Origin of the sequence: Pseudomonas sp. REB1044 (assembly GCF_038813925.1) — a bacterium.
Lineage (GTDB): Bacteria > Pseudomonadota > Gammaproteobacteria > Pseudomonadales > Pseudomonadaceae > Aquipseudomonas > Aquipseudomonas boreofloridensis.
Map to the genome: position 1 here is coordinate 2983068 of NZ_CP046139.1, position 12174 is coordinate 2995241.

7 protein-coding genes and 1 pseudogene are annotated in these 12174 nt (G+C 59.2%); 5 read left to right on the forward strand and 3 right to left on the reverse strand.

The genetic code is table 11. From position 1 onward, the window contains the following. Positions 1-14 precede the first annotated feature (14 nt). From GKC70_RS13480 to GKC70_RS13495, 4 genes are all read left to right on the forward strand, one after another. On the forward strand, positions 15-1601 hold the full coding sequence (locus tag GKC70_RS13480) for a neuraminidase-like domain-containing protein (RefSeq protein WP_342648936.1): 1587 nt from the start codon (positions 15-17) through the stop codon (positions 1599-1601). Continuing rightward, the gene (locus tag GKC70_RS13485; protein WP_342648937.1) at positions 1565-2995 is read left to right on the forward strand and encodes a neuraminidase-like domain-containing protein; all 1431 of its coding nucleotides are present in this window, start codon (positions 1565-1567) and stop codon (positions 2993-2995) included. Before GKC70_RS13480 ends, GKC70_RS13485 begins: the two co-directional genes overlap by 37 nt. 98 nt (positions 2996-3093) lie before the next feature. Then, positions 3094-7047: a hypothetical protein gene (locus tag GKC70_RS13490; RefSeq protein ID WP_342648938.1), complete on the forward strand. Its 3954-nt coding sequence runs from the start codon at positions 3094-3096 to the stop codon at positions 7045-7047. Between the two features lie 141 nt (positions 7048-7188). Continuing rightward, entirely contained in the window at positions 7189-7395 is a 207-nt protein-coding gene (locus GKC70_RS13495) for a hypothetical protein (protein WP_342648939.1), read from the forward strand. 39 nt (positions 7396-7434) lie between these two features. Here the strand turns inward: GKC70_RS13495 and GKC70_RS13500 are convergent, their stop codons facing one another. After that, entirely contained in the window at positions 7435-9096 is a 1662-nt protein-coding gene (locus GKC70_RS13500) for an AMP-binding protein (protein ID WP_342648940.1), read from the reverse strand. Between the two features lie 284 nt (positions 9097-9380). Then, positions 9381-10037 (reverse strand): S24 family peptidase, encoded by a 657-nt coding sequence (locus GKC70_RS13505; protein WP_342651519.1) that lies wholly within the window; start codon positions 10035-10037, stop codon positions 9381-9383. Positions 10038-10166: 129 nt separating this feature from the next. On the opposite strand from GKC70_RS13505, the gene GKC70_RS13510 reads away from it, so the two are divergent. After that, on the forward strand, positions 10167-10475 hold the full coding sequence (locus GKC70_RS13510; RefSeq protein WP_029614090.1) for a hypothetical protein: 309 nt from the start codon (positions 10167-10169) through the stop codon (positions 10473-10475). Between the two features lie 104 nt (positions 10476-10579). On the opposite strand, the pseudogene proP reads toward GKC70_RS13510, so the two are convergent. Beyond that, positions 10580-12078, reverse strand: a pseudogene (gene proP, locus GKC70_RS13515) (glycine betaine/L-proline transporter ProP). Between the last annotated feature and the right edge of the window lie 96 nt (positions 12079-12174).

Below are 12174 nucleotides of genomic sequence, written 5' to 3' on the forward strand. Positions count from 1 at the left end.
TGCTCGATCTACTCATGCAGGATCAACCTGTCTATCGACAGCAACTGGCCGGTGTGCCACGCCTGGCAGGGGATGACCAAGCCGATATCGTCGACGTCATCGCAGGTGCACTGCAAGCCGGACGATGGCTGCAGCAGCTCGGCCTGGAGCCCATGCAATTAGCAAGCGTACTCAACGCACAGGTCGTGTTGCCTCAAAGCCGATGGGAAAACGCCGTCAGTGTGCACGAAGGACACGACGACAGTGCGCTCGACCTGACCTTGAGCAAAGCGCTGGGGCTAGAGGGTGCGGATCTGATCGATCCCCTTCTGCGCTGGGCCGGTGTGGACCGCCGCCAATTGGTCCAAGCGGTGCGTACGCTCAGCGACGCTGCGCAGGGAGACTCTGTGGAGGGTATGACGTTCACCGACGAGGACCGCAAGAATTTCTCTACTTTGCAGCGCTACAGCGACGCGGTGAAGCTGTTCAAACTCAGTGCCCAGATGCTCGAGCAGTTGGTGCAGCATCCGGCCTGGTTCGACCTGCAAGGTCAGGCGCCAGCGAGCCACCGTCGCCTGGATCTGACCTGCATGTATCAATTGAGCATCTACAAGGCTCTGATCGCCAGCCTGGCACCGGAGCGTTACGAGCGTGATGCACTGGCGTATCTAGCCGCCGTCAACGACGACCCAGCACTGCCCACCGACCAGGCCTGGGCTGCATTGGAACAGTTGCTTGATCGGCCGGCCGGCTCGCTGGCGGGCGTTGTCAGCCTGAAGCCGCCCACCACCCTGCGTGAACTCGATCACCTGATGCGCACGCTGGATATCGCCAAGAAGCACCACTGGTCACTGGACAGCGTGCTGCAACTAGTGCCGTTAACGCCCACGGCTGACTACGGCGTTTTCGAACAGGCGGCAGTGGCGCTGCGCAAAGGGTGCTCCAGTGAGCAACGCAAAGCCCTGGCCGAGCACATGGGAGTGGCTTGGCGAGACGCGCTGATGCACTGGATGCTTGTGCACTGGGTTCCCCAGGACGACGCGCGGCACTGGATCACCAGCCCACAGGCACTGGCCGATTATCTGCTGATCGATTTGCAGGTGTCCCATGAACCGATGATCACGCGAACACTGTCGGCCACTGCCAGCCTGCAACGCTACCTGCATCAGATTCATTCACGGGTGGAGAACGGCTATCGCCACACCGCCATCAGCGAAGCCGAGCGTGAAGAGTGGGAGGCATTCAGCAGCAGCTACGACCGCTGGAAACTGCGCCGTGATGCACAGAACGAGCCGCAGAACTACATCGACCCCACGCGGCGCCAGCGCAAGACCACTGCGTTCAAGGACTTGGAGATGCAACTGGCACAAGGCAAATGCCAGCCCGAGGACATCCAGGCAGCCATGCTGGGCTACCTGAGTGCGTTCGAAAAAGTCAGCAATATTCAGCCGGTTTCAGTCTACGCCGACGGTACATCGCCATTGACTGACATGTACCACTTCATCGGCAAGACCAATGTAGAACCCATTGAGTATTACTGGCGCACCCTGGACATGGCGCAACGTGACCAGGACGGTGCCCGAGCATGCTGGCGTGGGGCGAGTGGGAAAAGATCACCTTGACCGCGCGCGGCAAAATTACCCAGACCCCGCTACCGGCGGCGTCGGCCACACAGGCAGGCGACAGTCTTCACGCAGTGGATACGGTTCGGCCGGTGATCATCGCTGGGCGCCGGTATGTCGTGTGGGTCGAGCGCGATATGTCGGGCATCCCGATGGGCGGGAACAACAAACCCAGTGTGTTCCATGCACTGCGGGTGTGCTTCTCGTTCCAGCAGACCGACGGCATCTGGAGCCCACCCAACACCTTCATGACACTGGACGGGCATGACCGAACCGGCAAATTCGACGACGCCAGCGTACCGGATGTCTACCAGCATGGCGCCAAGGGTAATCAGTTTCTCAAAACCCGGGAGTTCATGCCGGGACTGATGGTGATGGTCAACATCAAAGGCGACCGGCTCGATGACCCGTGGTTGACCGTCCTGCTATTCGACGCCGCCGCTGATGTCCCCACGGCCCCCAAACCGGATGTGGACTACTTCATCGCCACGAAAGATCTGTTGTTGATCGAGGACAAACGGCTGGATACCGGTGAAAAGACCGATCATCCCCTCGAAGCGCGGCTGGTTAAGCAGTGGCTGAAATTTTTCAGGGATCCGCGAGTGGCGCAGCATCCCTATAAGGGCGCGGTAGCCGTATTGCGCTACGAGGAAGAAGGATCATCGCCTTTCAAATGGTCGTTCCCCGCAGACCGAGGCACTGCCAACGCGTTGGCAACACTCGCGGATGACGGCAAGAGCATAGTCGTCGATGTGGATATAAACGCGATCCGGAAGGCAGAAAGTCGTTGGAAAATTTATATAGACATGGAAGTAGCGCCCGTCAACCCCGAATCCACACCAAGACTTTTATACATATGCAGCGAGTCCTACTCCTGCTTCCAGTCAACCATCAATTCCGCCAACACTGTGGTCGAAGACACAGAGTCTGAAATCCACAAACAAAGAATCGCACTGAATAACAAAATAAGTTCATTGACCGCTCAAATTACTGAGGCAGAATATAACCTCACACATACCAATCTCAGAGAGAAGGAGGACGCCAAGGTTTTCGAAGAAAGGCGGTCACGCGCTGAAAACCGGCTGGCGGAGGTGAAGTCTCAGAAAGCACCTGCTCAGGCTGCATTGAACACGCTCCTGATGAGACACTACAGCCTCGTGGAGTTTAACCTATCTGACAGTAAAACATTAGACGACATAGGTTTTACAAGACTGAAAGTCACCTTCATGACGCCCACCAAAAAAACAGCAGTAGTTGACTACACGAACCGCTCATCAACAATTGTAGTACAAAATATCTTCACCCCTCAAGCTGGGAATTCAAGCATTCGTCTGAAGAATGGATCATTTCGCTACCGGCGCTCTCAACAGTCATCACCTTATCCCCGCCCTTAGCTGAACTCACTGTGGGGTTGACTGTTAAAGCCGTGGGTGACGATTCCCCTACCTGGACTTTGTCATCACAAGATCGCATCCTGCTGAACGGTCCAATCTTGAGCGAGTTCGAGAAGGTTGTCATTTCGAATTCATTAGAATCCATTAAGCTTAGGCGTCTGCTATTAACCAATCGCTACATTTCGACGAACTTATACAACTCGATCGTAGGCAGATCCACCACGGGTCCATCGACCAACTCTATCGCCGTGACTGACGCTATTCAATCCGCCGTAGCGAATAGAGATTCCGATGCAATTAACCGGTTGATCAAACTAGAGTTACAAGCCGTTCGACAGGCAGGCGTCAAAACTACGGACGCAGTGCTTGAAGCGGCGTTGCGCCTTCGTCATTTGCATACCGACGCCTTCTTAAGAATCCTGCTTTACCTCAACCCTGTCCATACACTGACGTTCGAAGACAGCGTGATCGCTGATGGCCACGGAGCGCTGAGATTTATTTGCCCGGTCAATCTGGACGTACGCAAATACCGCGTGAAATTGGCGGTATTTAATGCCGAGGTGTTAAACGACACTGAGGGTTCGGCCACCCACATTTACACACTCGAAGAAAAAGACGACGACGCCGTACCCAGTGTCCATATCAGACGCAACGATGAACAGGCGGTTTACCTAGACGTCATGGAAGCCGCCAGTGGTGCCGAGCCGTCGCTGGCGTTGCCCTACCACGCGGTACGCTTGAATACTTTGTTCGGCAAGCGCTTGGTCGCCTTGGCAACCCAGTCGGTCGAACACGCGCTGTCATGGAAAGCCCAGACCTTGCAAGAGCCGAGCTTGGACACCCCCGACAGCAATGTCATGGTCGATCTACGCAGCGCTAATGGCTTGTACTTCTGGGAACTGTTTTTCCACGTGCCGTTCCTGGTCTCTTGGTTGCAACGCCAGAACCGTGAATACCGTCAGGCCTGGCGCTGGTGTACCCGCCAGTTGTTCGACCCCTACCGGGTCTGGGCCCCTGCCGGCAATCATCCGCCGTTGTTCTGGCTGGCGCGCCCTTTGCTCGCCCGCGCTGCGTATACTGCCACGGCCCAGACCAACGATCCGGACCTGCTCGCCTACGCCGAGCCGGAGCGCTATCGCAAGGCACTGCATTTGTTCGTGATCGAATGCTGGCAGCGCCAGGGTGACGATCATTATCGTGCGCTGACCCTGGATTCGCTGGTCGAAGCGGCGCTGTGCTATGACCGCGCGCTGCGCCTGATTGGCGCGCTGCCCGAAGACCTGTCCAGCGCACCGGCGCAAGCCTTGAAGCTGTCCGAGGCCGACCCTGGCGCGTTCACACCACCGCTCAACATCAGGCTCGTCGAGGTCCGCAACCTGCTGCGCAACCGGCTGTTCAACTTGCGCCATGGTCTGACGCTCGATGGCAAGCCCGCTGCGATCCTGCTCGATCCAGACACCTTGGATCAACTCGCCCTCGGGCAGACCGGCCCTGGTCGCGATCAGCCGGACACCTCGCGAGTAGCACGTGCAGTGCCACCGTGTCGCTATGACGAAGTCCGCCAGTGCGCCGGCGAAGCGGTGTTGCAATTGATCGAATTGGGTCAAACGCAGTTGCGCTTCTACGAAAGTGAGGCCGCAGTAAAGCTGTCCGTGGCCAGCAAGCAGAACGTCATACGGTTACTGGAGTTTCCGTGCAGGCTTCAGGAACAAGCCCTCGAACTGGCCAGACGCGAGCGGGACACCTTGATGACCAGCCGGCAAATGGTTCAGGGCAAGCATGCCTACTATCAAGGCCTCTACGATGAGGGGATCACCGACCTGGAACATGCCTCACGCGCGTTCGCCTACATGGCACAAGCGGCACTGGGCGTTGCCGAAGCGTTCGAAATCACTGCCAGTGCCGTCGAATCCACGCTTCCCACGATCTACGGCACGGCCGTTGGCGGCAACAAACCCTCCAAGGGCGTTGAGCAAGGCGCACACTCATTCAGATTGCTCAGCCAGATTCAAACCATGACCAAGGACGAACTTCGTCTTCAGGCCGACTACCAACTACGCTCCGAACAATGGCGGTTCGAAGCCGAGCAGGCCTCGTTCGAATTGGCGATCATCGACAAGCAACTGCTTGAGCAGGATGTACACCTGCGGGCAGCGTCGATTGCCCTGGAGGAAGCACGGGCAAAACTGGCTTCCCACCGTGCCGAATACGAGATCATGACCTCGGTGTTCGCCAGCCAGCCAACCTACCTTTGGCTGATCGGACGGATGTCCGACATTTACACCAGCGCCTACGATGCCACCTTGTCCTTGTGCCTGATGGCAGAAAGCTGCCTGCAGTACGAACTGGGCGATTTCGACAGCACTTGGATCAGGACCGACAACTGGCTGGACAACTGGCGCGGAATGCTTGCCGGCGAGGCGCTGGAGCGAGATCTGATCCAGATGGACGTGGCCGCGATTCGAGACAATCATCGGCCACTGGATATTCGCAAGGACTTCAGTCTGTGCGAGCTCAACGGCTGGACGAAAGAAGACTTGCACGCGCAATTGGCCAACCATGAAATCCACTTTGAACTGGCGCCGTCGCACTTCGATGTGGACTTTCCAGGCCATTACCTACGCCGCCTGGAGCGCATCGTGGTGGAGTTTCGCGGTAAACAGATCCCCGCCTCCACATCTGTTGCGGCGATGCTCTACCAAACCGCGAACAGGGTCTTGCTCAGCGACGACAGCGAAGGCGCCACACACCTGTACTCAGCCAAGCAGGGCAACGCGGCAAACGTGCTGCGGGATTTGCGCCCGAGCCAGCGAGTGGCGCTGTGGTCGGCCAGGGAACTGGTCCGCAACTTCCAACTGCAACCTTCGGTGCCGGACAAGACCCGCTACCAACCGTTCGAGGGTACGGGATTGTTATCGAGTTGGAAGATTGTCTTTGCAGGGGATGAGGCGCTCAAGGGTCTCAAGAAAGATGGAGCATGGCTGGTCGACGACATCCATGTGCAGGTCAGCTACAGCGCGGTCGAGGGTAGCCCGGCGTTCGGCGAACATGTGAAGTCGCTGCTGTCCAAGTCCTCGCAAAAAGGTGGTGAAAAGGCGGGAGACGAGTCCATTGACCCCGGCCAACCGACGCCGCCCATGACTGAAGACGATGCCAATGCCATCAAACAGCAGGCCGACCAGGCCGTAGAAAAGGCCAGGAATGCGCTCAAGCAGGCCAAGAGCGATGCGGAAGCCGAGGTGTTGAATTCGCCCCATGCGCAGTCCCAGAAACTCAAGGCCTCCACAGCATTGACGGTCACCGAGCAAGCGGTCCAGGCCGCAACCCAAGCCCGCAAGGCGGTCCAAGCGGCAATCGCGTCAGGCACGCTGAGCGCGGCGCAGAGCAGCGCGAAGCTGGCCAAGCAGGCCGCGACAGAGGCCAGCAACGCTGCGGCCACCGTGGTATTGGCGCGCCAGGAGGCCGAAGCAGCGGTGAGGACTGCAGATTTCAATGCTGCGCGAACGGCGGCTCGGGACGCACTCGCAGCGGCACAGAAGGCGCTTGATTCGGCCAACAGTCCACTCAAGCAAGCGCAAGTCGATATCGAGGCCTCTGTGCTGAAAAAGCCCGAAGCGGCCGATCTTCTGAAAAAGGCTACCGAGGCGCTGGATGCCGCCCGCAAACTCGCCGAGCCCCTGCCTGCCGAGCTTCAAAACTTAGGTTCCACGGTGGACTCGCTGAAATCCGACGATCTGGATGCTGCCGAAAAAGCCAAGGAATCGGCGCTGGCGGCTCAGAAACGTGCCGAGGCAGCCCTGGCCGCTGCAGTGTCCGCAGCCAAAACCAGCGCGGCGCAACGCGCGACTGCCGAACAACTGATGACGCCCAAGCAAATGGCGGCTGCGGCCAGGAAACTGAAGGACAAAACCGTCATCGTAACGCGCAAGGATGGTAGGCAAGAGCGCGGCGTAGTGATCAGCTCCAACGATTACAACCTGACGTTGAAGCTGGGTAACAACTCCGAGTCGACCCACTATTACTCGCAGATCGTCGAGGTGAAAGCCGCGTGATCAACCCCCAGCGCGGGCTGGCGGCAGTCGGTCAAGCGGCTTGAACCCCATAGGAGAAAGCAGAAAGGAGGAAGCCAGTCTCGATCACGTTTGTACCACAGGCAGAACCCACATCATCCACTGACTAACGAGGCACACATCATGGCTACAATAACTGATCTCAAAAAGCTGCTCGCCGCTAAATATGGTAAGACCGAAGCCGATATCGACGACGATGCCCAAGTCAGCGATATCGTCGGAGACGACACCAATCTCCCGGCCTATCTGCAGGAAAAGTTTGGCAAAGAGTACGCCGCCAGCGATCTGGAAGGCGCACCCCTGGTTAGCGATCTGGTGAAAATCCTGTAGTGCGGCTGGCCGGAAGTGCCCTGACCGGCTGATAACCGATCAGGGCACTCGCTGCGCCAGACTCATCTCGCGGATGCGAAACTTCTGAACCTTGCCTGTCACCGTCATGGGGAACTCATCGACGAAGCGGATATGCCGCGGCACTTTGAAGTGTGCGATGCGCGCTTTGCACCAGTCCGACAGCGCCTCGACCGTGACGCTATGCCCGGGATGCAGCTTGATCCAGGCCACGATCTGTTCGCCGAAACGCTCACAGGGTATGCCCACCACCTGCGCTTCGGCGACCGCCGGATGGGTGTGGAGAAACTCTTCCAATTCGCGCGGATAAATGTTTTCGCCACCGCGGATGATCATGTCCGTGTTGCGTCCGACGATGCGCACATAGCCCTGCTCGTCCATGACAGCCAGATCGCCGGTGTGCATCCAACCGTCTGCATCGATCGCCCGTTCGGTCGCCTCTGGATCATTCCAATAGCCGAGCATCACGCTGTAACCCCGCGTACACAACTCACCAATCTCACCGCGCGCAACGATCTCGCCCTGCTCGTCCACCAGCTTGGTTTCGAGCTGTGGCTGGGTCCGCCCGACGGTGGTCACGCGTAACTCCAAGTCATCGTTCGGCCCGGTCTGCAGCGACACCGGGCTGGTCTCGGTCATGCCATAGGCGATCTGCACCTGGGCCATGTGCATCTGCTCGATCACCCGACGCATCACCTCGATCGGGCACGTGGCACCGGCCATGATGCCGCTGCGCAGGCTCGACAGGTCGAGGCAGTCGCGCAGCGGATGGTCGAGCATGGCGATGAACATGGTCGGCACGCCGTAAAGCAGGGTCGCTCGCTCCTCGGCCACCGTGCGCAGCGTGTGCTCGGGATCGAAGGCGTCGTTGGGATAGATCATCGTAGCGCCGTGGACGATACAGCCCAGGTTACCCATGACCATGCCGAAGCAGTGATAAAGCGGTACCGGGATCACCAGGCGGTCGTGCTCGCTCAATCCGAGGCTGCGACCGACCATGTAGCCGTTGTTGAGGATGTTGCGATGGCTCAAGGTGGCGCCTTTCGGCGCGCCGGTGGTGCCGGAGGTGTACTGGATATTCACCGCCTGCTCATCGTGCAGGGCGCACTCACGCGCGCGCAAAGCGGCCACCTCGATTTGCCCCGCGCGCTCGGCCAACACCGTCCAGGGCAGCAAACCTGCCGGCGGTGTGGTCGCCAGGCTGATTACCCCACGCAGGTCAGGCAAGCGTTCGCTGGCCAGGGGATGGCTGGCCAGTTCGGGCAACAGCGTCTGCAGCATCGCGTGGTAGTCGGACGACTTGAAGGCATCGGCGCACACCAGCCAACTGCAGCCAGACTGCCGCAGCACATACTCGAGTTCTGCGCTGCGATATGCAGGGTTGATGGTCACCAGGATCGCGCCGACCTTGGCCGTGGCGATTTGCAGGATGCACCACTGGGCGCAGTTCGGCGCCCAGATACCGACCCGCTCGCCGGGTGCGACACCCAATGCCATCAGGCCACGGGCGGTCGACTCGACCTGCTCGGCCAGGTCGCGCCAGCGATAGCGCAAGCCCTGATGACGCACCACCAACGCCTCACGCTCCGGCCAGCGGGCGACCGTGGCATCGAATGCCTGGCCGAGGGTCTGGTCCAGCAACGGCGCATCCTGGCGACCTTGGGTATAGCTTGGTTGACTCATGGCTGTCCCTTCTTGTGATTGTTCTGGGCATGACTGAAGCAAGCGAGCGATACTTTGGCGCAGATTGACGTTTACGTAAAGGTGAAAAATAGCGCATCCGTTCGCGCCGAGGCGAGTTGGCCGCCCCTGTCGTCTGGCGTTCAGGCACAACACACGCTCCGGCGCGCGGACGCGACCGGAGACATTATGTAAGAAAAGGGAAATAGCGAGGGGTGATAACAATGCCGGTCATGTTAGGAGACACCTGATGACCGTGTAAGCAACGGCCCAACTGGCGGGCAGCCTCAGTGCCGCCCGTGCGAGCGCACCACCACACCCAACACCTGCAAGTCTTCACCGCACAACAGCTTAGGGTAAGTCGGATTCAGTGGGCTGAGATAGCGCTGGCCACCGTCCTCCAGCAACTGCCGGAACACCGCCGATGTGCCGTTCTGTCGGGCGATTACCAGCTTGCCCGGTGCGGCCTGCACGCCGGGATCGACCAGCACCAGCATACGCTCGGGCACACTGGGACCGGTGGGCGCGCTCATCGCATCGCTTTCCACCGGAAGCCAGAACGCCTTGCCCTGCGCGCAATAATCGGTCTGCTCGTGGACGATGCAATCCTGCGGCAAAGGCCCGTCCAGTTCGGCCCAGGCCAGTACTGGATAGCGGAAGCACATGATGTACTGCAGGAGATCTTCGTCGTCCGGCGCGTCGCCGGGATAACGGCCGCTTCGCTCGGCCAACTGATCGATGCGCTGCATGCGCAGCGACACGTGAAGATGCGCCAAGCCCAATGCCTGCAGCACATCATTCATCATGGCTACTTTCGGCTGACGCGTACCGCGCAGCCAATGGCCGACGCCACCTTGGGTGACCCCAACGCGTTCGGCGAGTTGCTCTTGCGAAAGCCCAAGCTCCCGCATCCTTTGCTTGACCAGCGCGATCCATTTTTCCATCGCCCGCACGATACGGACTGCCCGTCAGCGCTCAATACACATATTGTATTATTAATTGATCGATAAAAAATACTTTACGTACTAATATCGTCAGTGACTGATTTCCCTACAGCTCTCATAGGTAACAGGATGAAACCAATGACACATCCAGAAAAGGATTTAGACGGCGAAGCGGCACGCCGCGCCCTCGACTACTACCTTAACCCTACCCCGCCCCACGCCAGCATCGACGTGCTGCCCTGGACCGTGCGCGAAGACGTCTCGTCCGAACAGGCCAGTGCCCATGCCATGGCCCTGTTGCGCTGCGCTGCCGCCACCGCCCAGGAAACCGGCAATCATCAACAGGGCACCACCCGAGAGGTGTTGTTCGCCTTGATGCACATGCTGAACATGGCCCGGGCGCTGCTGGAACAGCGTCAAGGCTCATCGATCACCTAGGTGACAGGCGAAAAAAATCCCGGATTCTCAGCGCCCAGCAGGATCGCCTCGGAAACCGGGATTTTCTTGAGGAGCAGGCACTGCCTGCTCCTTGGACACGTCACTCAATCGATACGCGGATGCTGCTGCACCAGCAGCTTGCGCTTGCTCTCGAGTTCGGCGATCTGCTCGTCGATGTCCTCGATCTTCTGCTCGATGGTGTCGTGGTGCTCCTGCAAGAGCTCTCTAGCCTCTTCCAGATCCGAAGCGGCAGGTGCAGCGCCGCGCAGCGGCTTGTTGGCGGTTTCCTTCATGGTCAGGCCGGTGATCAGGCCAATCACGGCGATCACCATCAGGTAGTACGCCGGCATGTACAGATTGTCGGTGGTTTCCACCAACCAGGCCGCAATGGTCGGCGTCAGGCCGGCGATCAGCACCGAGATGTTGAAGGCACTGGCCAGGGCGCTGTAGCGGATGTGCGTCGGGAACATCGCTGGAAGCGTCGATGCCATCACGCCAATGAAGAAGTTGAGTAGAATCGCCAACATCAACAGACCGGCGAAGATTATCCGAGGCTGCCGCTGTTGATCAGCGCGAACGCCGGGATGGCCAGCACGAACAGGCCGATGCTCCCTACCAGGATGAAGGGCCGACGACCAACCTTGTCGCTGAGGAAACCGATCACCGGCTGCACGAACAGCATGCCCACCATGATCGCGATGATGATCAACACCCCGTGGTCTTCGCTGTAGTGCAGGTTGTGCGACAGGTAGCTGGGCATGTAGGTGAGCAGCATGTAGTAGGTGACGTTGGTCGCGATCACCACACCGATGCAGGTCAGCAGGCTGCGCCAGTGCTTGGTGGCCACCTCCTTAAACGAGACCTTGGGACCACCGGCCAGGCCTTCGCGGTCACCCTGCTCGAGCTTGTCGACGTGCTGCTGAAACGCTGGCGTTTCTTCCAGCGCATGACGCAGGTAGAGGCCAATGATGCCTAGCGGCAAGGCCACCAGGAACGGCAGCCGCCAGCCCCAGTCAAGGAATTTCTCCTCGCCGACGATGGCCGAGATCATGACCACCATGCCGGCGCCGAGCACGAAACCGGCAATCGAGCCGAAGTCCAGCCAACTGCCGAGGAATCCGCGCTTGCGGTCCGGCGCATACTCGGCGACGAAGATCGAGGCACCGGTGTACTCGCCCCCCACGGAGAAACCCTGGGCCATCTTCGCCAGCAACAGGAGTATCGGCGCCCAGATGCCAATGGAGGCATAGGACGGTATGAGGCCGATGGCGAAGGTGCTCAACGACATGATGACGATGGTTGCCGCCAAGACTTTCTGACGGCCATAGCGGTCACCCAGCGCACCGAAGAACAACCCACCCAGCGGGCGGATCAGGAACGGTACCGAGAAGGTCGCCAGTGCAGCGATCATCTGCACGCTCGGCGAGGCATTGGGGAAGAACACTTTACCCAGTGCATAGGCCACGAAGCCGTAGACACCGAAGTCGAACCACTCCATGGCATTGCCCAGTGCCGCAGCGGTGATGGCCTTGCGCATCTTGGCGTCGTCGACGATGGTGATGTCCTTCAAGCCGATCGGCTTGACTCTCTTGCGTGATTTCATAAGCGAATACTCTATAGCTGACCTGTCTTGACAATCCGCTGTCCCAGGGGGCAGATCGGGCGGGCGAACGGTGATTCGGCCCGCTGCCCATGGAAG